This is a genomic window from Pseudomonas sp. Q12-87 (genome assembly GCF_001269755.1).
In the GTDB taxonomy this organism is placed as follows: domain Bacteria; phylum Pseudomonadota; class Gammaproteobacteria; order Pseudomonadales; family Pseudomonadaceae; genus Aquipseudomonas; species Aquipseudomonas fluorescens_S.
Map to the genome: position 1 here is coordinate 1 of NZ_LHVI01000005.1, position 23,471 is coordinate 23,471.

General features: G+C 61.1%; 17 protein-coding genes and 1 rRNA gene. 13 read left to right on the plus strand and 5 right to left on the minus strand.

Annotated elements, in window-relative coordinates:
* The first annotated feature begins 225 nt into the window (after window positions 1-225).
* From rrf to AD663_RS03105, 7 genes are all read left to right on the plus strand, one after another.
* Window positions 226-341: ribosomal RNA gene (gene rrf / locus AD663_RS03075) — 5S ribosomal RNA — on the plus strand.
* Window positions 342-496: 155 nt separating this feature from the next.
* Complete coding sequence (recC, locus tag AD663_RS03080; protein WP_003177732.1) at window positions 497-3,949, plus strand: exodeoxyribonuclease V subunit gamma; 3,453 nt, start codon at window positions 497-499, stop codon at window positions 3,947-3,949.
* Window positions 3,946-7,635 (plus strand): exodeoxyribonuclease V subunit beta, encoded by a 3,690-nt coding sequence (gene recB, locus AD663_RS03085; RefSeq protein ID WP_053213259.1) that lies wholly within the window; start codon window positions 3,946-3,948, stop codon window positions 7,633-7,635. The genes recC and recB overlap by 4 nt, the downstream gene beginning before the upstream one ends.
* Window positions 7,632-9,746 carry an exodeoxyribonuclease V subunit alpha gene (gene recD / locus AD663_RS03090; protein ID WP_053213260.1) on the plus strand — a complete coding sequence of 705 codons (2,115 nt, stop codon included), beginning with the start codon at window positions 7,632-7,634 and terminating at the stop codon, window positions 9,744-9,746. The genes recB and recD overlap by 4 nt, the downstream gene beginning before the upstream one ends.
* 121 nt (window positions 9,747-9,867) lie before the next feature.
* A complete protein-coding gene (locus AD663_RS03095; RefSeq protein WP_053213261.1) occupies window positions 9,868-10,443 on the plus strand; it encodes a YfiR family protein in 576 nt (191 codons plus the stop codon).
* Complete coding sequence (locus AD663_RS03100) at window positions 10,440-11,708, plus strand: diguanylate cyclase domain-containing protein (RefSeq protein ID WP_003177738.1); 1,269 nt, start codon at window positions 10,440-10,442, stop codon at window positions 11,706-11,708. The genes AD663_RS03095 and AD663_RS03100 overlap by 4 nt, the downstream gene beginning before the upstream one ends.
* 3 nt (window positions 11,709-11,711) lie before the next feature.
* Window positions 11,712-12,215, plus strand: a complete 504-nt coding sequence (locus AD663_RS03105) for an OmpA family protein (protein WP_053213262.1) — start codon at window positions 11,712-11,714, stop codon at window positions 12,213-12,215.
* On the opposite strand, the gene AD663_RS03110 is transcribed toward AD663_RS03105, so the two are convergent.
* Window positions 12,212-13,159, minus strand: a complete 948-nt coding sequence (locus tag AD663_RS03110; RefSeq protein WP_053213263.1) for a LysR family transcriptional regulator — start codon at window positions 13,157-13,159, stop codon at window positions 12,212-12,214. The two genes, AD663_RS03105 and AD663_RS03110, sit on opposite strands and share 4 nt — an antisense overlap.
* A 138-nt stretch (window positions 13,160-13,297) precedes the next feature.
* On the opposite strand from AD663_RS03110, the gene AD663_RS03115 reads away from it, so the two are divergent.
* On the plus strand, window positions 13,298-14,824 hold the full coding sequence (locus AD663_RS03115) for a CoA-acylating methylmalonate-semialdehyde dehydrogenase (protein WP_053213264.1): 1,527 nt from the start codon (window positions 13,298-13,300) through the stop codon (window positions 14,822-14,824).
* A 10-nt stretch (window positions 14,825-14,834) separates the two neighbouring features.
* On the plus strand, window positions 14,835-15,722 hold the full coding sequence (gene mmsB / locus AD663_RS03120) for a 3-hydroxyisobutyrate dehydrogenase (RefSeq protein ID WP_053213265.1): 888 nt from the start codon (window positions 14,835-14,837) through the stop codon (window positions 15,720-15,722).
* Between the two features lie 108 nt (window positions 15,723-15,830).
* Here the strand turns inward: mmsB and AD663_RS03125 are convergent, their stop codons facing one another.
* Both AD663_RS03125 and AD663_RS03130 read right to left on the minus strand, forming a co-directional pair.
* Window positions 15,831-16,175, minus strand: coding sequence for a cupin domain-containing protein (locus AD663_RS03125; RefSeq protein ID WP_003177747.1), 345 nt, complete (start codon window positions 16,173-16,175; stop codon window positions 15,831-15,833).
* Between the two features lie 97 nt (window positions 16,176-16,272).
* The gene (locus AD663_RS03130; protein WP_003177749.1) at window positions 16,273-17,154 is read right to left on the minus strand and encodes a LysR family transcriptional regulator; all 882 of its coding nucleotides are present in this window, start codon (window positions 17,152-17,154) and stop codon (window positions 16,273-16,275) included.
* A 213-nt stretch (window positions 17,155-17,367) separates the two neighbouring features.
* On the opposite strand from AD663_RS03130, the gene AD663_RS03135 reads away from it, so the two are divergent.
* Window positions 17,368-18,132, plus strand: a complete 765-nt coding sequence (locus tag AD663_RS03135; protein WP_003177751.1) for a sulfite exporter TauE/SafE family protein — start codon at window positions 17,368-17,370, stop codon at window positions 18,130-18,132.
* On the opposite strand, the gene AD663_RS03140 is transcribed toward AD663_RS03135, so the two are convergent.
* On the minus strand, window positions 18,122-18,436 hold the full coding sequence (locus AD663_RS03140; RefSeq protein WP_003177752.1) for a putative quinol monooxygenase: 315 nt from the start codon (window positions 18,434-18,436) through the stop codon (window positions 18,122-18,124). The genes AD663_RS03135 and AD663_RS03140 overlap by 11 nt on opposite strands.
* A 200-nt stretch (window positions 18,437-18,636) precedes the next feature.
* Between AD663_RS03140 and AD663_RS03145 the strand changes: the two genes are divergently transcribed.
* Together AD663_RS03145 and AD663_RS03150 are read left to right on the plus strand one after the other, a co-directional pair.
* The gene (locus AD663_RS03145; RefSeq protein WP_003177754.1) at window positions 18,637-19,227 is read left to right on the plus strand and encodes an NAD(P)H-dependent oxidoreductase; all 591 of its coding nucleotides are present in this window, start codon (window positions 18,637-18,639) and stop codon (window positions 19,225-19,227) included.
* Window positions 19,228-19,277: 50 nt separating this feature from the next.
* Entirely contained in the window at window positions 19,278-20,249 is a 972-nt protein-coding gene (locus AD663_RS03150) for a LysR family transcriptional regulator (RefSeq protein ID WP_053213266.1), read from the plus strand.
* Between the two features lie 66 nt (window positions 20,250-20,315).
* On the opposite strand, the gene AD663_RS03155 is transcribed toward AD663_RS03150, so the two are convergent.
* Window positions 20,316-21,761, minus strand: coding sequence for a SulP family inorganic anion transporter (locus AD663_RS03155; protein WP_053213267.1), 1,446 nt, complete (start codon window positions 21,759-21,761; stop codon window positions 20,316-20,318).
* Window positions 21,762-22,099: 338 nt separating this feature from the next.
* Here AD663_RS03155 and AD663_RS03160 point away from each other — a divergent pair, with 338 nt between their 5' ends.
* Complete coding sequence (locus AD663_RS03160; protein ID WP_003177760.1) at window positions 22,100-23,449, plus strand: gluconate:H+ symporter; 1,350 nt, start codon at window positions 22,100-22,102, stop codon at window positions 23,447-23,449.
* The last annotated feature ends 22 nt before the right edge of the window (window positions 23,450-23,471 follow it).

A 23,471-nucleotide genomic window follows, 5' to 3' on the forward strand; every position in this document is an offset into this window, starting at 1 on the left:
GTAAGCGCTGTGAGGCGTTGAGCTAACCTGTACTAATTGCCCGTGAGGCTTGACCATATAACACCCAAGCAATTTGCTTGCTTCGAGCTGAAAAGCGAACGAGCACCAGATTGCGGTGTGTGAAGACGAAACGAACCGAAAGTTCGAACGTCACAAAACACCGAAACCTATCACATACCCATTCGCTGGAACGTGACCGCAAGGCACGCGCTGGCTACCGAATTTCTTGACGACCATAGAGCATTGGAACCACCTGATCCCATCCCGAACTCAGCAGTGAAACGATGCATCGCCGATGGTAGTGTGGGGTTTCCCCATGTGAGAGTAGGTCATCGTCAAGATTAAATTCCGAAACCCCTATCTGCTGACGCAGGTAGGGGTTTTGTTTTGCCCGCAGGAAAGTTCTTACGATAGGTACGGAAAGGTCCCGGCTGTCACAGCCCCCCGACAGTGCTAAGGTTCTGCCCTAGCTTTTGCATTTTCAAGGATGCCCTTCATGCCGGACGCAACGTCCCTTAGCCCAGCTTTCATGGTGGTTCACGGGAATCGCCTTGATGAATTGCGCAGCCTGGTGATCAGCTTGATGCGGCGCTATCCGCTGGCACCTCTTGAGAATGAAATCGCCCTGGTCCAGAGCAACGGTATTGCACAATGGCTCAAGCTAGCCCTTGCTGAAGATCCGGAAGAAGACGATAGCGGCGGCTGCGGTATCGCCGCAGCCATTGACGTGCAGCTACCTGGCAGCTTCATGTGGCAACTCTATCGAACCGTGCTGGGCCGCGACGAAATCCCGGCCAAATCCCTGCTGGATAAAGCCCCGCTGACTTGGCGGCTGATGCGCCTCCTGCCCCAATTGATCGAGCAGCCTCATTTCGAGCCTTTGCGGCGATTTCTCACTCATGACACAGACTTGCGCAAGCGCTATCAATTGTCCGAACGCCTTGCCGATCTGTTCGACCAATACCAAGTGTACCGGGCTGACTGGCTTGAAGACTGGGCTGAAGGTCGACATCAAACACGGAATGTCCGAGGCGAAATAAAACCGCTCGCACCGGCCAATTGCTGGCAAGCGGAACTGTGGCGCGCCTTATTGCTAGATGTGGGGGAGCAAGGCATGGCCCAAAGCCGTGCCGGCGTACACCAACGCTACATCGAACGCATCAACAACCTGGAAGTCGCGCCCAAAGGCCTGCCTGCGCGGGTGATCGTGTTCGGTATTTCTTCGCTGCCCGCCCAAGCGCTCGAGGCGCTCGCCGGTCTGTCCCGGTTCAGCCAGGTTCTGTTGTGCGTCCATAACCCGTGCCGTCACCACTGGGCGGACATCGTGGCCGACAAGGATCTGCTGCGTCACCAATACAAGCGTCAGGCGCGCAAGGCCGGGATGCCTGTCGCGCTCGATCCGCAGACTTTGCATCAGCATGCTCATCCGCTTCTGGCCGCCTGGGGCAAGCAGGGGCGCGACTATATCAACTTGCTCGACAGCTACGATGACCCCAACAGCTATCGTTCGGTGTTTCGCGACGGGCGTATCGATCTCTTCAGCGACGCGACTCCCACGTCCATTCTCAGCCAGTTGCAGGATGACATCCTGGAGCTTCGTCCCCTCAACGAAACACGAACGCATTGGCCTGCGGTCGATACCGCGCGAGACGGGTCGATCCGTTTCCATGTTGCTCACAGCGCCCAGCGTGAAGTAGAGATTCTCCATGATCAGTTGCTGGCCCACTTCAGTGCGGATCCGGCGCTGCGCCCTCGGGATATCATCGTCATGGTTCCGGACATCGACAGTTATGCGCCGCATATTCGCGCGGTGTTCGGCCAGCTCGACAGGACTGATCCCCGCTTCATTCCGTTCACACTGACCGACCAGGGCCAGCGCGGACGTGATCCGCTGCTGATTGCCGTCGAGCATTTGCTCAAGCTGCCCGACAGTCGCTTTCCGGTCAGTGAAATCCTCGATCTGCTGGATGTCCCGGCGCTGCGAGAACGGTTCGGCATCGACGAAGCCGACCTGCCCACACTGCATCGTTGGATCGAAGGCGCTGGTATTCGCTGGGGAATGAACGCCGAACATCGTGCTGGTTTGGGTTTACCCGCAGAGCTTGAGCAGAACAGCTGGCGCTTTGGTCTGCGGCGCATGCTGCTGGGGTATGCCGTGGGCAGTTCGCACGCCTACGAAGGCATCGAACCTTATGATGAAATTGGCGGCCTGGATGCGGCCCTGATTGGTCCTCTGGTCGCTTTGCTGGATGCGTTGGAGATTGCCCACCAGGAGCTCACTCGGCCGGCGACACCACAGGACTGGGGCGCGCGTCTGCAGCAACTGATGCAGCTGTTTTTCCAGGCTAGCAACGAGCACGACGACTATCTGCTGGCCCAACTCGAAGATCTGCGAGAGTCCTGGCTGCAGATCTGTGAGTCGGTTGGCCTGCACGATGAACTGCCACTGACGGTGGTGCGTGAGGCTTGGTTGGCTGGGCTGGATCAAGGCCGCCTGTCCCAGCGCTTCCTGGCAGGTGCCGTCAATTTTTGTACTTTGATGCCGATGCGCGCGATCCCTTTCAAGCTGGTGTGCCTGCTGGGTATGAATGACGGAGATTACCCGCGAGCCCAGCCACCTCTGGATTTCGATCTCATGGGCAGCGACTATCGTCCGGGTGATCGGTCCCGGCGTGAAGATGACCGGTATCTGCTGTTGGAAGCGCTGCTGTCAGCCCGGGAAAAGCTTTACATCAGTTGGGTGGGTCGTAGCATTCGCGACAACAGTGACCGGCCGGCCTCGGTATTGATTGGCCAACTGCGCGATCATCTCGCCAGTGGGTGGCGAATGGAGGATGGCGGCAAGGACCTTCTCGAAGCCCTCACCCAAGAACATCCTTTGCAGCCGTTCAGCGCGCGCTATTTTCATCAGGGCGATGACTTGTTCAGCTATGCCAGCGAGTGGCGGATACTCCACGATACTCAGGACCGGCCCCCCAAGGCGCAGGTCCTGGAGCCCTACGTTCAGGAGGAGCCCTTGGGGCTCGGTCAGTTGCAGGATTTCCTGCGCAATCCGGTACGCCACTTTTTCAGCCAGCGACTCAAGATATTCTTCGAGGCAATCGAAGCACCCCTGGCTGACGATGAGCCGTTCGTTCTCGATGCGCTTGAGCGTTACAGCCTGAGCGACAGTCTTCTTGAGGCCGCCCTGGTTCGCCTTGACCAGTCGGACCTCGCCCTGGCCGCCCACGCCAAGCGACTCCAGAACAGTGGCCTGCTACCAATGGCCGGCTTCGGTGAGTGCATGCAACGTGAATTGATCGAGCCCTTGCCGGACCTGCTCCAGCGTTACCAACAGCTCCTGGCGTTATGGCCCACACCGCTGGCCAGCGCCGTGCCTGTCAATTTGCAATTACACGGTGTGAATGTCGAAGGATGGCTCAGCGGCTTACATCGACGCGCTGACGGCGCAGTCCTTGCCGTTACCGCCATCCCCAACAGCATCGGTTCCGCCAAGACCCGTAAATGGCATCGTTTGATACGGCCCTGGGTCAATCACCTGGTGGCCTGCGCCAATGGCCTGTCGATGACCACGGCGCTGGTAGCCAGTGATGACAGCTTGCTGCTGGCTCCTTTTGAACAGTCGGTCGCACAAAGGCTGCTCGGTGATTTGTTGCAAGCCTGGCAGACCGGCATGCGTCAACCGCTGCCGGTAGCGGTGAAGACTGCGTTTGCCTGGCTTGGCCAGCATGATCCGGCCAAAGCCGATGCGGCTGCTCGAAAAGCTTACGAAGGTGACGGGCAGAACACTGAAGGTGAGCGTCGGGAAAGCCCGGCCTTGGCTCGACAGTTTTCCGACTTCGATGCCCTGACGGCCGACGAGACGTTCCCCGACTGGTGCAATGCGCTTTACCGTCCGCTGCTCGAAGCCCCATGGCATTCATCTGTCGGCGAGGAGCCACGCTCATGAGTCGACAGACCCCATTGGCCCTGGCTTTTCCGCTACGTGGCAGTCAACTGATCGAGGCCAGTGCAGGCACCGGCAAGACCTTTACCATCTCGGCGTTGTACCTGCGTCTGGTCCTGGGCCATGGCGGCCCGGCGTCTGGGTTCGGTCGCGAGTTGCTTCCTCCGCAAATCCTGGTGGTGACCTTTACGGACGCTGCCACCAAAGAGTTGCGCGAACGCATTCGCACCCGTCTCGCCGAGGCGGCACGTTTCTTTCGCGATGAGATTCTCGCTCCGGATTCGTTAATTGCAGAGCTGCGCGACGAGTTCGAGGCTGAGCAATGGCCTGGCTGCGCGAACCGGTTGGATATTGCCGCGCAGTGGATGGACGAAGCTGCCGTGTCGACCATCCACAGTTGGTGCCAGCGCATGTTGCGCGAACACGCGTTCGACAGCGGTAGCCTGTTCACCCAGACCCTGGAAACCGATCACAGCGAGTTGCTCGGCGAGGTGCTGCGCGATTATTGGCGGTTGTTTTGCTACTCGATGCAGGGCGAGGCTCTGAACTGGGTACGTACCCATTGGGGAGGCCCCGCTGCGCTGTTGCCCCGGGTGAGAGGATTGTTTTCCAGTGAGCGCGATGACGGTGACGGGCTTGAGCCCGCTGAACTCATCGCGGCATCCCTGCAGGAGCGCAGTGCCGCGCTGCTCGATCTCAAGGCACCGTGGCGGCAATGGGCCGTGGAGTTGCTGGAGATTTGCCAGCAAGGCGTGGCGAACAAGTCTGTCGACGGGCGCAAGATGCAGGCTCGCTACTTCGAACCGTGGTTTCAGAAAATCACCGCATGGGTGGAAGACGAAAGCCTCGAGTTGTTGGACATCGGCACCGGCTTCACTCGCCTGACTCCCGATGGCATGGCTGAAGCCTGGAAAGGCGAAGTGCCCAGCCATCCAGGCCTGGACGCCATGTCCGGTCTCAAGGCCAGCCTGGACGCGCTGCCCACGCCTGATGCCGCAGTGCTGCAACATGCCGCGCAATGGGTTGGCGCACGATTCGAGGCGGAAAAGCGTCGTCGGGCGGAAATGGGCTTCGATGACATGCTCCTGCGCCTGGACGCGGCTTTGCAGGCCGAGGGGGGAGAGCGCCTGGCGAGCCTGATCCGCGAACAGTTTCCAGTGGCGCTGATCGATGAGTTCCAGGACACCGATCCGGTTCAATACCGGATTTTCGAAAGCATCTACCGTATCGAAGAGAACAACCCGGACACCGGATTATTCCTGATCGGCGATCCGAAGCAGGCGATCTACGCGTTCCGCGGCGCCGACATCTATACCTATCTGCGCGCTCGTGAAGCCACTGAAGGCCGCTTGCACACCCTGGGCACGAACTTCCGTTCCAGCGATGCCATGGTCGGCGCGGTCAATCATATTTTCCAGAACGCCGAGTCTCGCCCGCAGGGGCGCGGGGCCTTTCTGTTCCGTGAACCGTCGGGCGAAAATCCGGTGCCGTTTTTGCCCGTTGAGTCCCAGGGACGCAAGGAGTCCTTGCAGGTTGCAGGACAGGCGGTTGCGGCATTGAACCTTTGGCACTTGTCATCCGATCAACCGCTTTCCGGTGCGGTGTATCGGCAAAACCTGGCGGCTGCCTGCGCCAGCGAGATCACGGCGTTACTCAATGGCGGCCAGTCGGGTCGCGACGGCTTCATCAGCGACGCACAGGCACTGCGCGGATTGCGCCCGGCGGACATCGCCGTCCTGGTGCGCGACGGTAAAGAGGCGCAGGCCGTGCGAGACGAGATGTCCGCACGGGGAGTGCGCAGTGTCTATCTATCCGATAAAGACTCGGTCTTTGCTTCGCAGGAAGCGCGTGACTTGCTGACGTGGTTACGGGCTTGCGCGGAGCCGGATGTTGAACGGCCGCTGCGAGCCGCGCTGGCCAGCATCACGTTGAACCTGCCACTGAAGGAGCTGGAGCGTCTCAATCAGGATGAGCTGGCCTGGGAAGCCCGGGTCATGCAGTTTCGTCGTTATCGCACCGTCTGGCGCACCCAGGGGGTGCTACCCATGTTGCGGCGCCTGCTGCATGATTTCGAATTGCCCCAGGCTTTAATGGCGCGCAGCGATGGCGAGCGGGTGCTGACCAACTTGCTGCATCTTTGCGAACTGTTGCAGCAGGCTGCCGGGGAGCTGGACGGCGAACAAGCCTTGATCCGGCATTTGTCCGAGCATCTGGCCCTTTCGGGGCAAGCGGGCGAAGAGCAGATCCTGCGACTGGAAAGCGATGAACAACTGGTCAAGGTCGTCACGATCCACAAGTCCAAGGGGCTTGAATATCCGTTGGTCTTCCTGCCCTTCATCTGTTCGTCGAAGCCGGTGGATGGCAGTCGATTGCCTTTGCATTATCACGATGAAGCCGGCAGGACACAGATCAGCCTCAAGCCCACCGCCGAGCTGATTGCCAAGGCCGACGCCGAGCGCCTGGCCGAGGACCTGCGGCTGCTCTACGTGGCGCTGACCCGTGCACAGCATGCTTGCTGGCTGGGTGTGGCTGATCTCAAGCGGGGCAGCAACAGCAGTTCGATCCTGCACCTGTCCGCGTTGGGGTATCTGTTGGGCGGCGGTGCGCCGTTGACCGAATCGACCGAGCTGAGGCGCTGGCTGGAAGACTTGCAGCAGGGCTGTGCCGCGGTGAGTTGCCAGGAAATGCCCGAAGCCACCGATGAGCGTTACCACCCTCCACGTAACGACGCGGTATTGCTCGAGCCCCGAGTGCCCGTGCGAAAGGCCAGTGAAAACTGGTGGATTGCGTCCTATAGCGCTTTGCGCATCGGGGAGAGCCTGAGCGAAGGCAGCGACGCCGCACCAGAGAATCCGCAGGCCCAGAAACTGTTCGACGACGAGCGGCTCGATCCGGATGCGCCTAGGGAGCTCATGGCAGTCGGTGGCGATATCCATCGTTTTCCTCGCGGTCCCAATCCCGGGACGTTCCTTCACGGCCTGCTGGAGTGGGCCGCCGGTGAAGGCTTCGCAGCTGCGCCGTCGGAGATTGAGGATGCCATTGCCCGACGCTGCAATCGCAGGGGATGGCAAGGTTGGATCCCTACGTTAAGCGACTGGCTGCAACACCTGGTCAAGACGCCCTTGCACATCGGCACCGACCAGGCGCCGGTGGTATTCGAGCAGTTGACTCAGTTCCAGATCGAAATGGAGTTCTGGTTCGCCAGCCACAAGGTTGATGTGCTCAAGCTCGATCAACTGGTATGCCGGTTCACCCATGGTGGTGTCGCCCGCGTCGCCGCCGAACCGGTGTTGCTCAACGGCATGTTCAAAGGGTTTATCGACTTGACGTTCGAACACGACGGCCGCTATTACGTCGCCGATTACAAATCCAACTGGCTGGGTGTCGATGACCTGGCGTACACCGCACAAGCCATGGAAAAGTCGATCCTGGACAATCGCTACGACCTGCAATACGTGTTGTACCTGCTGGCCCTGCATCGCCAGCTCAAGGCACGGCTTCCCGACTACGACTACGATCGGCATGTTGGCGGCGCGTTGTACCTGTTTCTCCGCGGTACTCGCTCAGCCAGCCAAGGCGTGTATTTCACCAAGCCGCCACGGGCGTTGATCGAACAACTGGACCGTCTGTTCCAGGGGGCGCCCGAGCCCAAGGCTGAGCCGGCGTGGGTCCAGGGAGAATTGCTATGAGCCGTTCGTTTGCCGATCTGCTGCCCAAATCTTCCGACGATGAGAGCCTGGTCGCCCTCGCGCCCTTGAGCCGTGCAGATGACCTGCTGCTATTGCTGACGCGTTGGGTCGAGCGCGGCTGGCTGCGTGCCCTGGATAAGGCATTCGTCGCGTTCCTCCATGAGTTGGCGCCTGACGATGATCCGTTGGTCCTGCTTGCCGCTGCGCTCACCAGCCATCAGTTGGGCCATGGGCATGTCTGCCTGGACTTGTTCGAAACCCTCAAGGAACCGGACTTCGCCCTGTCGCTGCCGCCCGAAGGTGACCTGTTGCACGGTGCGATGCTGCTGCCATCGCAAATACTTCGCACGCTGGACGGTGGCCATTGGTGCAAGATCCTGGCTTCCAGCCCGCTGGTGGGCCTGGCTGTCGATGAAAGCGAAGAAGCGCAGCAGCGTCCGCTGGTGCTTTCCGGCAAGCGTCTTTACCTGCGTCGTTACTGGAGCTATGAACGGCGGATCGATGAAGCGCTGCGTCAACGGCTTGCTGAAGATGAAACCGCGCCCGGCGACCTGCGCGAGCGACTGGACGGGTTGTTCGGGCCCGCCCGTGCCGAAGCTCCTGTGGACTGGCAGAAACTGGCCTGCGCCCTGGCGACCCGGAGGGCTTTCAGCATCGTCACCGGCGGCCCGGGCACCGGCAAGACCACCACAGTGGTGCGCTTGCTGGCCTTGCTGCAGGCACCGGCCGTCGAAGCCGGCCAACCGTTGCGAATTCGCCTGGCTGCCCCCACCGGCAAGGCGGCGGCGCGCTTGACCGAGTCCATCAGCCAACAGGTCAGGAGCTTGGACGTGGACGACGCGGTGCGTGAACGCATCCCTTGCGATGTGACCACAGTCCATCGCTTGCTCGGCAGTCGACCCGGCACCCGGCATTTTCGCCACCACCGGGGCAATCGATTGCCGCTGGATGTGCTGGTGGTCGATGAAGCGTCCATGATCGATCTGGAGATGATGGCCAATCTGCTGGATGCGCTGCCGGCGCATGCGCGACTGGTGTTGCTGGGAGACAAGGATCAGTTGGCGTCGGTGGAGGCCGGTGCGGTGCTGGGGGATTTGTGCCGAGACGCAGAAGACGGCTGGTACAACGCCCAGACTCGCGCCTGGCTTGAATCGGTCAGTGGCGAAAACCTGGCGGCCAACGATCTGCAGCAAGATCTCGACGGGACCCATCCTTTGGCACAGCAAGTGGTCATGCTCAGGCATTCACGGCGTTTCGGCGAAGGCAGCGGTATTGGTCAGTTGGCCCGCTGGGTCAATCAACAACAACCGGAGCGCGCTCGCCAATTGCTGAAGGGCGGTCAACATGCCGATTTGTTTTCCCTGGCGCTAAAGGGTGAACAAGACGGGAACTTGGAGCGTTTGCTGCTGGAAGGCAAGCCAGAGGGACCACAGGGGTATCGGCACTACTTGAGTGTTCTGCGAGAGCATCGCCCGGACATTGCACGTCCGTTGCAAGACAGCTGTTGGGCCGATTGGGCTCGGGAGGTCTTGTCGGCATTCGATGAGTTCCAGTTGCTCTGCGCGGTGCGCAAAGGCCCGTGGGGTGTCGAAGGGCTGAACCAACGAATCACCGCCGCGCTGCTCAAGGCTCGTCTGATCGATAGCGATCATCAGTGGTACGAAGGGCGTCCGGTGCTGATGACTCGCAACGACTACGGGTTGGGGTTGATGAACGGCGACATCGGCATTGCCCTCAAGTTACCCGAGCGTGACGGGCCGGATGCCGGCAAGCAGGTCCTGCGGGTTGCCTTTCCTCGTAATGACGGCCAGGGCGGTGTGCGCTTTGTCCTGCCCAGCCGCCTGAACGACGTGGAAACCGTGTATGCCATGACGGTGCATAAATCCCAAGGTTCGGAATTCACCCACACGGCGTTGATTCTCCCGGATGCGTTGAATCCTGTATTGACCAAGGAGCTGGTCTACACCGCCATCACCCGGGGCAAGCAGTGGTTCAGCCTGATCGAGCCACGAGCGGGTGTCTTTGAAGAGGCAGTGCGGCGCAAGGTCAAACGCTTGAGCGGGCTGATGCTCGAGCTTGAGCTGGCGGACTCCATCCCTCGGGTTCGGTGATGGACGGCCCTGGTGGCAACTTTGTCTGTATCGCCCGCAAGTCTATGTAACACGCTGTCTCGCTGGCTTTTTGGCACTGTGCTATCGTTCCGGCACTTATCGCATCGACCAAGAGATTTCCATGGCAGTGGCTGTACGGGAGGCAGTGCGCAGCAAGGGCTGGGAGCAGTTTCTGCTTGCCGGCTTCCTGTGTCTCCTGTCGTCCGTCGGCATCGCCCAGGGAGAAGGCTCCACGACCCAGGCGGAGCAGCGCGCCGAAGCCGTGACCCAAGTGGTATTGGGCATCCTCAGCTACGCCCGTTGGCCTGTCGAGCCAACACAACTGCAACTGTGCATCGTCGGCCCGACCCAGTACACCGACGATCTGGTCAAGGGCACGACTCAGCCCACCGGGCGGCCGGTGAACGTGCAACGGTTGCTGGCTGATCACCCCGACCTCGCCAATGAGTGCAACGCGGTTTATATCGGCAGGCTGACCAGCGACGAACGTACCCGCCTGTTTGCGTCCCTGATCGGCAAGCCGGTGCTGAGCATCAGCGAAGGCGGTGACCAGTGCACAGTGGGTAGCTTGTTCTGCCTGCGGGTCGGCGATGAACAGGTGTCATTCGAGGTCAACCTCGACTCGGTGGCGCGCAGTGGCGTGCGCATCCACCCGAGCGTCTTGCAACTCTCCCGCCGCAGGCCGGCAGCACCATGAGCCTGGGAAAATCTCGGGTCCGTCCCACCCTGGGTTCGGTCATCGGTCGCGGTCATCTGATCGTCGCCCTGGTGGCCATCACCATGGCCAGCGTTTCCCTGACTTTGCTCGGCGTCCTGGCGCTGCGCGTCTACGCCGACCACAACCTGCACTTGATTGCCCGCTCGATCAATTACACGGTAGAGGCGGCCGTGGTGTTCGACGATTCCGCAGCGGCCACCGAAGCACTGGCCCTGATTGCCTCTACCGAAGAAGTCGCCGATGCCCAGGTGTTCAACGAGCACGGTCGGCTGCTGGCGCGCTGGCAGCGGCCGGATACCGGTTTGCTGTCGGAACTGGAAATGCACATCGCCAAGGCGTTCCTGGAAAAGCCCATTAGCCTGCCGATCGTTCACCAAGGGCAGAACATCGGCCGTATACAGTTGGCGGGGCATGGCGGCAGCTTGTTGCGCTTTTTGTTGAGCGGCCTGGCGGGCATTATTTTATGCACGGCAGTGAGCGCCTGGGTGGCGCTTTACCTGGCGCGCCGTCAGCTGCGAGCCATCACCGGGCCGCTGCGCAGCCTGGCCGAAGTGGCGCACGCGGCACGCAGCGAACGAGCCTTGGACCGGCGCGTGCCACCGGCGGCCATTGCCGAACTGGACAACCTGGCCAATGACTTCAACGCCTTGCTCGATGAGCTGGAGTCCTGGCAAACCCACCTGCAAAGCGAAAACGAAACCCTGGCGCACCAGGCCAGCCACGACAGCCTGACCGGCTTGCCGAACCGGGCGTTTTTCGAAGGGCGGTTGATCCGCGCCTTGCGCAACGCCAGCAAGCTCGATGAGCAAGTGGCGGTGTTGTACCTGGACAGCGATCGCTTCAAGGGCATCAATGATAATTTCGGCCACGCCGCCGGGGACGCGGTACTGACCGCCGTGGCGACACGGGTCCGTGCCCAGTTGCGTGAAGATGATTTAGTGGCGCGCCTGGGCGGTGATGAGTTCGCCGTACTGCTCTCGCCCCTGCATAAGGCTGAGGATGCTGAGCGGATCGCCGAAAAAATCATCGCCAGCATGGAAATGCCGATTCAATTGCCCGGCAATGCCTCGGTACTGACTTCCCTCAGTGTCGGCATTGCCATTTACCCCGAGCATGGCGCCACTCCGGGCGCCTTGCTCAATGCCGCCGATGCGGCGATGTACCAGGCCAAGCGTCTCGCCCGAGGCGGCCAGCATACGGCGGGGTCGGATGACCCTGTCGCTGATCTTCAATCAAGGAGTTGATCCGTGCGTTTATCCCCTCAACGTTCCCTGCGCTGGGTCGCGGGTTTTTTGTTTGTCGCTATCCTGGCCCTGACGGGTTGCCAGACTGCACCGCAAAAAGGACTGACCCCAGCCCAAGTAGCGGTGCTCAAGCAGCAAGGATTTCAACTGACTGACGAAGGCTGGGCCTTCGGTCTGTCGGGCAAGGTCCTGTTCGGCAGCGACGTGGAAAACCTCAACCCGCCCAGCACCGAAATTGTCGAGCGGATCGGCAAAGCGCTGCTGGGGGCGGGAATCGAGCGGGTACGCGTCGATGGTCATACTGACGCATCAGGCTCCCCGGCCTATAACGAAAAGCTGTCGATACGCCGTGCCAACAGCGTGGGCAAGGTACTGACAAGCATTGGCATGCGTGAAGAGAACGTCCAACTGCGCGGCCTGGGCAGCACCAACCCTGTCGCCTCAAACGACACCGCCAGCGGCCGCACCGAAAACCGCCGTGTCGCCATCGTGGTCATCGCCGATTAATCGGCGAACACGATTTCGCGGCTTTCCCCCATCAGCAGTGGCTGGTTCTGTTCAGTCACCTCCCTGATGTAATCCCACAACAAAGTAATCCGCTTGAGCTTCCTCAAATCCTCACGGCAGTACATCCAGAACTGCCGGGTGATGGTGATTTCCTCCGGCAACACTGGCAGCAGGCGTGGGTCTTGAGCGGCGAGGAAGCACGGCAGGATTGCCAGCGAGCGCCCTTGCTGGGCGGCAACGAACTGGGCGATGACGCTGGTGCTGCGCAAGTGGGCATGGGCGCCCGGCAGGACGTTGGCCAGGTAGAGCAACTCGGAACTGAACGCCAGGTCATCCACGTAGCTGATGAATGAGTGCTTGTTCAAGTCGGCCGACCGCTGGATAGGCGGGTGGTTGTCCAGGTATTGCTGGGTGGCGTAGAGCTGCAGTCGGTAATCACACAGTTTGCAGCACACATAGGGCCCATGTTCGGGGCGCTCGAGGGCGATGACGATGTCGGCCTCGCGCTTGGAGAGGCTGATGAAGTGCGGCAGGGGCAGGATGTCCACCGAGATGGCGGGGTAGGCTTCGACGAAGTGGCTCAGTTGGGGGGTGATGAAAAAACTGCCAAAGCCTTCGGTGCAGCCCATGCGCACGTGGCCGGACAGTGCGACGCCGGAGCCGGAAACCTGTTCGCAGGCCATGTGCAGGGTGCTTTCGATGGATTCGGCATAGCCCATCAGCCGCTGGCCTTCAGCCGTCAGGATAAAGCCGTTGGTCCGGGATTTTTCGAACAGCAGCGTGCCCAAGGACGTTTCCAGCGAGCTGATACGTCGCGACACCGTGGTGTAGTCGACTGCCAGGCGCTTGGCTGCCGTGCTGGCCTTGCGGGTACGGGCCACTTCGAGGAAAAACTTGAGGTCGTCCCAATTCAGCGACCCCAGGGAGGTAATGTTTTTTTGCATGATGGACCGGCTTTTATGTGCGTTCTTATTAGATGTTTGCACATCTATACTCCAAAAATCGTCCTATCACCAAGGTGTCTATTACCTTGGCCAGTGCTGAAACAGCGCTCTCTTATAAGAACAAGCCCGGAGGCCAGCATGAACATTTCCCTTACGCCCAGCGATACAGCCCTGCAAACCGTCAAACTGTTGATCAATGGCGAGTGGGTTGAATCCCAGTCCAGTGAATGGCACGACATCGTCAACCCGGCCACCCAGCAAGTATTGGCGAGGGTTCCGTTTGCCACGGCTTCTGAAGTCGATGCCGCCATTGCCGCGGCCCAGCGGGCTTTCCAGACTTGGAAGTTGACGCCCATCGGCGCGCGGATGCGCATCATGCTCAAGCTCCAGGCCTTGATTCGCGAACACTCCAAGCGTATTGCCGCGGTGCTCAGCGCCGAGCAGGGCAAAACCATCGCGGACGCCGAGGGCGATATTTTCCGCGGCCTGGAAGTGGTCGAGCACGCCTGCTCCATCGGCACCCTGCAAATGGGCGAGTTTGCCGAGAACGTTGCCGGTGGCGTGGACACCTACACGCTGCGCCAGCCGATTGGTGTGTGTGCGGGCATTACTCCGTTCAACTTCCCGGCGATGATTCCGCTGTGGATGTTCCCGATGGCGATCGCCTGCGGCAACACTTTCGTGCTCAAGCCGTCGGAACAGGATCCGCTGTCGACCATGCTGTTGGTGGAGCTGGCCGTCGAGGCGGGCGTGCCGGCGGGCGTGCTCAACGTGGTGCATGGCGGCAAGGATGTGGTGGATGCGCTCTGCACCCACAAGGACATCAAGGCAGTTTCCTTCGTCGGTTCGACGGCAGTCGGCACCCACGTGTATGACTTGGCGGGCCGTCATGGCAAGCGCGTGCAGTCAATGATGGGCGCCAAGAACCACGCGGTGGTGTTGCCCGATGCCAATCGCGAGCAGACCCTCAACGCCTTGGTCGGTGCCGGATTCGGCGCGGCGGGCCAGCGCTGCATGGCCACCTCGGTGGTGGTGATGGTCGGCGCGGCCAAGCAGTGGTTGCCGGAACTGAAGGCCTTGGCACAAAAGCTCAAGGTCAACGCCGGCAGCGAGCCGGGCACGGACGTCGGCCCGGTGATCTCCAAGCGGGCCAAGGCGCGAATCCTGGAATTGATCGAAAGTGGCGTGAAGGAAGGCGCGAAGCTGGAGCTTGATGGCCGTGGCATCAGCGTGTCGGGTTTCGAGCAGGGCAACTTTGTCGGCCCGACTTTGTTTTCCGGTGTGACCACCGACATGCGTATCTACACCGAAGAAATCTTCGGCCCGGTGCTGGTGGTGTTGGAAGTCGACACGCTCGACCAGGCAATTGCCCTGGTCAACGCCAACCCGTTTGGCAATGGCACCGGCCTGTTCACCCAGAGCGGCGCGGCGGCGCGTAAATTCCAGAGCGAAATCGACGTCGGCCAGGTGGGCATCAACATCCCGATCCCCGTGCCGGTACCGTTCTTCAGCTTCACCGGTTCCCGCGGTTCGAAACTCGGCGACCTCGGTCCCTACGGCAAACAAGTGGTGCAGTTCTACACTCAGACCAAGACCGTTACCACGCGCTGGTTCGACGATGACAGCGTCAATGACGGTGTGAACACCACCATCAATTTGCGTTAAGGAGCCGGACATGAAGATCGCATTTATCGGCCTGGGCAATATGGGCGCTCCCATGGCGCGCAATCTGCTCAAGGCCGGCCATTCGTTGAATCTGTTCGACCTGAACCAGACGGTACTGGCCGAACTGGCAGCGCTGGGCGGCACGATCAGCGCTTCGCCGCGTGATGCAGCCCAGGATGCAGCTCTGGTGATTACCATGCTGCCGGCCGCTGCTCATGTACGTAGCGTCTGGTTGGGCGAGGACGGTGTGCTGGCCGGCATTGCCGCTGGCACGCCTGCCGTGGATTGCAGCACCATCGATCCCCAGACCGCCCGTGATGTCGCCGCTGCTGCGGCCAAGCAAGGCGTGGTGATGGCGGATGCCCCGGTCTCCGGCGGCACCGGCGGTGCGGCGGCCGGCACGCTGACCTTCATGGTTGGCGCGACCGCTGAGTTGTTTGCCACCTTGCAGCCAGTGTTGGCGCAGATGGGCCGTAACATCGTGCATTGCGGTGAAGTCGGCACCGGACAGATCGCCAAGATCTGCAACAACCTGCTGCTGGGGATTTCCATGATCGGCGTCAGCGAGGCGATGGCTTTGGGCGATGCCTTGGGGATCGACACCCAGGTGCTGGCCGGCATTATCAACAGCTCGACGGGCCGTTGCTGGAGTTCGGATACCTACAACCCATGGCCGGGCGTGATTGAAACGGCGCCAGCATCCCGCGGATATACGGGCGGCTTTGGCGCTGACTTGATGCTCAAGGACCTGGGGCTGGCAACCGAAGCCGCGCGGCAGGCCCGCCAACCGGTGGTGATGGGGGCGGTGGCGCAGCAGTTGTATCAGGCGATGAGCCAGCGGGGCGAGGGCGGCAAGGATTTCTCAGCGATTGTTAACAGCTATCGCAAGCCGCAATAGGGCTTTGTTGTTCCCAGGCCGTTGTGGTGAGGGGATTTATCCCCGAGGTCCGGCAACCTGAAAGTTGTTTTCCGAGAGACCATGTCGGGTGGTCTCTCGGTTTTTGTTTCAGGCAAAGACGAAATATTTGCGCACGGTTTCGACCACTTCCCACGTGCCCTTCATTCCCGGCTCGACGACAAAGATATCACCGGCACGCAGATGGATCGGCGCCATGCCATCCGGGGTTATGACGCAGTAGCCTTCCTGGAAATGGCAGTATTCCCACTTCACATAATCCACACGCCATTTGCCAGGCGTGCAAATCCAGGTGCCCATGATCTTGCTACCGTCTTCGCTGGTGTAGGCGTTGAGGTTGACGGTGTGCGGGTCGCCTTCGAGTTTCTCCCATTTGCAGGCGTCGAGGACAGGCAGTGGATGGGTGTCGCGCAGGACAGTGATGGGGGCGGTCATGTGAGCTCCGGAAGAGTCAAAAGAGAACCGGCACCCTAGCGCGGCGCAGCGAAGGATAGATGCCTGTGCTCGACACTGGGCTATCCAGAAGCGCGCATCACTCGGCCAGATGCCGGGCCAGGGCCTTGGCGTAGGCGGGCAAACCTTCGAAGTTGCGCGCACATAGCAGCAGTGCCCGGTGCGCCCAAGATTCTTGCAGCGGGACGTACCGATAGGAGGCCTGGGCCGGGCGACGCAGGACTGCAGCTTGCGGCACGACGGCGATGCCTGCGCCTTGGGCGACCATGCGAATGACTCCGTCGAAACTGTCGGCGCGAATACGGATCTGCATGCGCATCCCGGTATGCAGCGCCTGTTCCTCGAGATAGATGGCCAAGGCGCTGGAGGCGTTCAGGCCGACATAGTGGTGGCTCAAGGTCTCGCCGAAGCTTGGGGTTCGGCCGTCAGCCAATGGATGTCCAGAGGGTAGGATCAGTACCAGTGGGTCGTCGCGAAAGGGCCAGGTCTGAAGGCTGTCGGTGTCCACCGCGTCGGAAACGATCCCAAGGTCCGCCGCGCCCTCGCGCAGCGCATGGGTGATTCGTGAGCTGGGCAATTCCTGCTGATCGATGTCCAGGTTGGGGTGGGCCTTCAAGAAACCGGCTAGTAGCTCGGGCAGGTATTCGGTCAGGGCGCTGGTGTTGCACAACAACCTTACCCGGCCTTTGACGCCCTGGGCGTATTCGGCCAGGTCCTGTTGCATATGCTCGACATGTTGCAGCAGGACCCGGGCATGCTGCGCCAGGGCCTTGCCGGCCGGCGTCGGGATTACCCCGCGTCGGCCGCGTTCGAGCAGCGCCGTTCCCAGGGACGATTCCATGGCACGGACTCGTGCACTGGCCGCCGCCAGGGATAAATGGCTGCGGGCGGCACCGGCGGTGATATTGCCGGTGTCGAGGATGTGCAAGTAGAGGCGCAGGTCGGTGAGGTCGAAGTGCATGGCGAAGGGATCCTGTGCCGTGTTCAGTGGTGGCTGATTTGCCGCCATCGCGAGCAGGCTCGCTCCCACATTGAAATGCATCCCCCTGTGGGAGCGAGCCTGCTCGCGATGGCGTCGGTAGCATCAACAAAATCATCAGCCTCTCGCTGTGCAAGAGGCACCATCAGTATATGGCAGATTTTCAAGCCAAGGCCGCGGGCGCACGATAGCCCCATGAACACACTCATCGATTTTTATCAGAACCTCGGTCTGATGCTGACATTGCTGGTGATTGGTACCTTTGTGCTGGCCGGTACCATCAAGGGCGTGATAGGCCTCGGCCTGCCGACTGTCTCCATGGGCTTGCTCGGTCTGGCTATGGCGCCGGCGCAGGCTGCGGCGCTGCTGATCATTCCAGCGACCCTGACCAACCTCTGGCAGCTGGCCTTCGGCGGTCACCTGCAAGCACTGGTTCGGCGCTTGTGGGCGCTGCTGCTGGCGATTTTCCTTGGCACCGGACTCGGCACGCTGTGGATCGGCATGACGGGCGGGACCTGGGTGGTACGAGGCTTGGGTGGCGCGTTGTTGCTGTACGCGCTGAGTGGGTTGTTTCTGCCTACGTTACGGGTCAGTGCCCACGCAGAGCCTTGGCTTGCCCCGCTCTGCGGGTTGCTCACCGGCATCATCACTTCCGCCACCGGGGTGTTCGTCATTCCGGCGGTGCCCTATCTGCAGGCATTGGGCTTGAGCAAGGATGAACTGGTGCAAGCCCTGGGTCTGTCATTCACTGTTTCCACCCTGGCATTGGCCGCCGGCCTGCTGTGGCGCGGCGCCTTGGGTGGTGGCGAACTGGGTGCTTCGATGCTGGCGCTGGTCCCGGCGCTGCTGGGGATGTGGCTGGGGCAGTGGCTACGCCAGCGAATCAGCGCCGTGCTGTTCAAACGGGTATTTTTCATCGGCCTCGGTGTGCTCGGCGGCCACTTGCTGATCAGCGGCTAGCCGAGGACGGGCTGAGCATGTCGACCCGGCGGATGTCGAAATCGCGTTCCAGGTAATCCATGCGCTGCTCGAAAAACTGCTTCATGTGCGGCAGGTTCGAATGTATATCCAGGTGCGCCTGGGAGGCCCAGATTTCATAGAAGATGAACAGTGTAGGGTCTTGCTGGTCCCGTAGCATGTGATATTCGATGCAGCCGGGCTCGGCACGACTTGGCTCGACGTAGGCACGGAAAAGCGCTTCGAAGGCTTCGGATTTTTCCGGACGGGTTTTGGCGTGAAGGATAAAACCGTGCAATTGGCTCATCGGAGAATCTCGCTAATTGGAAGTCCGCGAAATTCTAAGGCAACAATAAGCCGTTGATTCGTGCGTATGGGTCAAAACAGTTTTGCACTTGTGGCGCTTATTCCGCCCGAGTCTCATCGGTACTCTGCCGCCATCGTTTTCAATCCTTCCATTCGGCGCCATGTATTTGGTCCATGCCGAGGAAACCCGATGAGGCCCACATGAAAAAAGTCCTGTTGCTCAATGGTGGCAAACAATTCGCTCATTCCGACGGTCGTTATAACGCGACCCTTCACGACACGGCGGCCAGCGTGCTGGACCGCGGTGGTTTCGACATCAAGACCACCTTTATCGACGGTGGCTACGACATCAAGGAAGAAGTGGCGAAATTCCTTTGGGCCGACGTGATCATTTACCAGATGCCGGGCTGGTGGATGGGCGCGCCGTGGACCGTAAAGAAGTACATCGACGAAGTGTTCACCGAAGGCCACGGCAGCCTCTATGCCAGCGACGGCCGGACCCGCTCCGATGCCTCGCAGAAGTACGGCAGCGGTGGCCTGGTGCAGGGCAAACAGTACATGTTGTCGCTGACTTGGAACGCCCCGCAGCAAGCCTTCGACGACCCGACCGATTTCTTCGAAGCCAAGGGCGTGGACGCGGTGTACTTCCCGTTTCACAAGGCCAACCAGTTCCTGGGCATGACCGGCCTGCCGACCTTCCTCTGCGTGGACGTGATGAAGCGGCCGGACATCGCGACCGATGTGGCGCGGTATGAGCAGCATCTGATCGAGGTGTTCGGTCTTTCTCGGTAATCCGGCTACCATCGGGGCCTGCCTGAGTTGCATTTCCAGAGAGGACGCCCGTGAAAGCCAGATCCGACGAACTACAGATTTTCGTCTGCGTGATCGAGTGCGGATCCATCTCCGCCGCCGCCGAACAAGTCGGGCAGACACCGTCGGCGGTCAGTCGCACGTTGTCGCGCCTGGAGGCCAAGCTCGACACCACGCTGATCAACCGCACCACGCGGCGCATGGACCTGACCGAGGAGGGCAAGTACTTTTTCGAACAGGCCAAGGGTATCCTCGACCAGATGGATGAGCTGGAGGAGCGCCTGTCGTCCCGCCAGAAAAATCCCGCCGGACGTTTGCGCATCAACGCGGCCTCGCCGTTCATGCTGCACGCCATCGTCCCGCACATCGAAGAATTCCGCAGGCTCTACCCGGACATCCAGCTCGAGCTGAACAGCAACGATTTGATCATCGACCTGCTGGAGCAAAGTACGGACGTTGCCATCCGCATTGGAACACTCACCGACTCGACGCTCCACGCCCGCTCCCTGGGCTGCAGCCCGTTGCACATCCTGGCCAGCCCGGCCTACCTGAAGCAGCACGGCACACCGTCAAGCGTCGCCGAGCTGGCGGACCATGCGCTGCTGGGGTTCGCCCAGAATGACGGGCTCAATCAATGGCCGCTGCGTCATCTCCACGGCGATCGCTGGCCGATCCAACCCGCCATCAGCGCGTCCAGCGGCGAGACCGTGCGCCACCTGGCATTGCAAGCGCAGGGCATTGCCTGCCTGTCGGACTTCATGACCCGTGAAGACATCCGAGTCGGTCGACTCAAGGTGCTGCTGGTCGATGCCAATAGCGGCTATCGTCAGCCGATCAATGCGGTGTACTACCGAAACTCCCAACTGGCGCTGCGAATCCAGTGCTTCCTGGACTTTATCCAGGGCAAGCTCGCCGAATACGCTTCGCGGGAATTCGCCGCCGAGCCCACTGCAGAACCCTGTGGGAGCGAGCCTGCTCGCGAAGGCGATATGTCAGTCGATTAAAATGTTGCCTGACACGCCGCATTCGCGAGCAAGCTCGCTCCCACAGGTTTTGTACCGGCGGCATCTTTAGTCGTGCTGCACGCCCGCGCGCTTGAGCATTTGTTTGCAGCGTTCGGACAGGTGAAATACCCGCAGGTGTTTGCCGGCCTTGCTGTAGCGCTCGCGCAGGGTTTTGAGGGCGGCGATCGCCGAGTAGTCGACGAAGCGCAAGTGCCGGCAATCCAGGGTCACTTGGGCCGGGTCGTTGGCCGGGTCGAACAGGTTGAGGAACGGCGTCGTCGAGGCGAAGAACAGCGTGCCGTGCAGGCGATAGAGTTTGCTGCCGTCGGCTTCCAGTTGCGCGTCGGCATACAGCTCCCGGGCCTGTTGCCAGGCGAAGTTGAGCGCCGCGATGACGATGCCGCAGAGCACGGCGATGGCCAGGTCGGTGAACACCGTGATGACCGTCACCGCGATGATCACCAGCACGTCGTTTCTCGGGACTTTGTTGATCACCCGCAGCGAGGCCCAGGCAAACGTCTGTTGCGATACCACGAACATCACCCCCACCAGCGCGGCGAGCGGGATGCGCTCGATCAGCGGCGACAGGAACAACACGAACAGCAACACCATGACCCCAGCCACCACGCCCGACAACCGACCACGTCCGCCCGAGCTGAGGTTGATCATCGTCTGGCCGATCATGGCGCAACCGCCCATGCCGCCGAACAGGCCGGAGGCCACGTTGGCCGCACCCAACGCCACGCACTCGCGATCCGGGTAACCACGGCTCTGGGTGATTTCATCGGTGAGGTTCAAGGTCAGCAGGGTTTCCAGCAGGCCGACCATGGCCATGATCACCGCATAGGGCGCGACGATCAGCAAGGTCTTCAGGTTCCACGCAATATCCGGCCACGCAAAGGCTGGCAAGCCGCCGGCGATGTGCGCCATGTCCCCCAGCGTTCGGGTTGGCAGGCCGAGCAGGTAGACCGCCAGGCCGACGCCGAGGATTGCCACCAACGCCGGCGGCACGCTGCGGGTCAGGCGCGGCAACAGGTAGACGATGGCCATGGTCAGCGCCACCAGGCCGGCCATCAGGTACAGCGGAGCGCCGCTGAGCCAGGCCCCGCCATTCTTGAAGTGTTCCAGTTGAGCCAGTGCAATCACAATCGCCAGGCCGTTGACGAAGCCGAGCATCACCGGATGCGGCACCATGCGCACCAGTTTGCCCAGGCGCGACAGCCCGAACGCCATCATGATCAGCCCGCCCAGCAGCACGGTGGCCAACAAGTACTGCACGCCGTGCTGCACCACCAGCGCGACGATCACTACCGCCATCGACCCCGCCGCTCCCGACACCATGCCCGGACGTCCGCCGAACAGGGCCGTCAGCGTACAGATGATAAACGCGCCGTAGAGTCCCATCAGCGGGTTGAGATGGGCCACCAGGGCGAAGGCGATGCACTCGGGAAGCAAGGCGAAGGACGTGGTGAGGCCGGCGAGGACGTCGGCGCGAAGGCGTGCTGGTTTCATGGGATACCTGACTGGGGCACCGGCTGAGTATCGATTGCCGGGCATGATGCAAAAACAGGTGCGGATGGTACGGAATTGAGGGCGGAGCGGCCAGCCGTTGGTCGATTTGTATTGATGGGAATCTGGGCCACTGCGTGCCCCAGCGGGAGCAAGCTCCCTCGCCACGGAGGGCAATGAAAATCCTCTGCTGGATTTTCATCAGCACCGTTTCTCGATGTCCGTCAGCGACATTTCTTGTCTGTGTACGAAAGTTACTTTCAATGGGTTTGAAGATTGCTCGTCGAAATGATTTATGAGTTTCACAACACATCGACGTCACCCCATTCGAGGAGTCACGCATGGCACCTGCTTTCGGTTATTGGCTGTTGGTCTACGCCGCCATCGCCATCATTGCGCTGATCGTTCTGATCGCCCGTTACCGGCTCAATCCGTTCATCGTGATTACGCTGGTGTCCATCGGCCTGGCGTTGCTGGCCGGCATGCCGCCCTCCGGTGTGGTGGGCGCATACGAGGCGGGTGTGGGTAAGACGCTGGGGCACATCGCGCTGGTGGTGGCGCTGGGGACGATGCTCGGCAAGATGATGGCCGAGTCCGGCGGGGCGGAGCGCATGGCGCAGACGCTGATCGAGCGCTTCGGCGAGCGCAACGCCCATTGGGCAATGGTGTGCATCGCCTTCCTGGTCGGGCTGCCGTTGTTTTTCGAAGTCGGTTTCGTGCTGCTGGTGCCCATCGCATTCACCATCGCCCGGCGCGTGGGCGTGTCGATCCTGATGGTGGGGCTGCCGATGGTCGCCGGGTTATCGGTGGTCCATGCGCTGGTGCCGCCACACCCGGCGGCGATGCTGGCGGTGCAGGCGTTCCAGGCCTCGGTGGGGCAGACCCTGCTGTACGCGATCCTGATCGGCATTCCGACCGCGATCATCGCCGGTCCCCTGTACGCCAAATTCATCGTGCCGCGTATCCAGTTGCCGGCCGAAAACCCGCTGGAGCGGCAATTTCTCGACCGCGAGCCGCGCGCCAGGCTGCCGGGTTTCGGCGTGACCCTGGGGACCATCCTGCTGCCGGTCATCCTGATGCTGATCGGCGGCTGGGCCAACCTGATCTCCACGCCGGGCAGCGGTTTCAACCAATTCCTACTGTTCATTGGCAACTCGGTGATCGCCTTGCTGCTGGCGACCATCCTCAGCTTCTGGACCCTGGGCCTGGCCCAGGGCTTCAATCGCGAGTCGATCCTCAAGTTCACCAACGAATGCCTGGCCCCGACGGCCAGCATCACCCTGCTGGTGGGCGCCGGGGGCGGTTTGAATCGAATCCTGGTGGACGCCGGCGTCACGCAGCAGATTGTTGGCCTGGCCCAGGAATTCCAATTGTCACCGCTGGTCATGGGCTGGTTGTTCGCCGCCCTGATGCGCGTGGCCACGGGCTCGGCCACGGTGGCGATGACCACCGCTTCGGGTATCGTCGCGCCCGTGGCGATCGGCCTGGGTTATCCCCATCCCGAACTGCTGGTGCTGGCCACCGGGGCCGGGTCGGTTATCTTTTCCCACGTCAACGACGGCGGCTTCTGGCTGATCAAGGAATACTTCAATATGACCGTCACGCAAACCTTCAAGACCTGGACCGTGCTCGAGACGCTGATTTCCGTGGTCGCGTTCGGCCTGACCCTCGGGCTTGCACAGTTGCTTTGACGCAGCACAACCCACAGGAGCC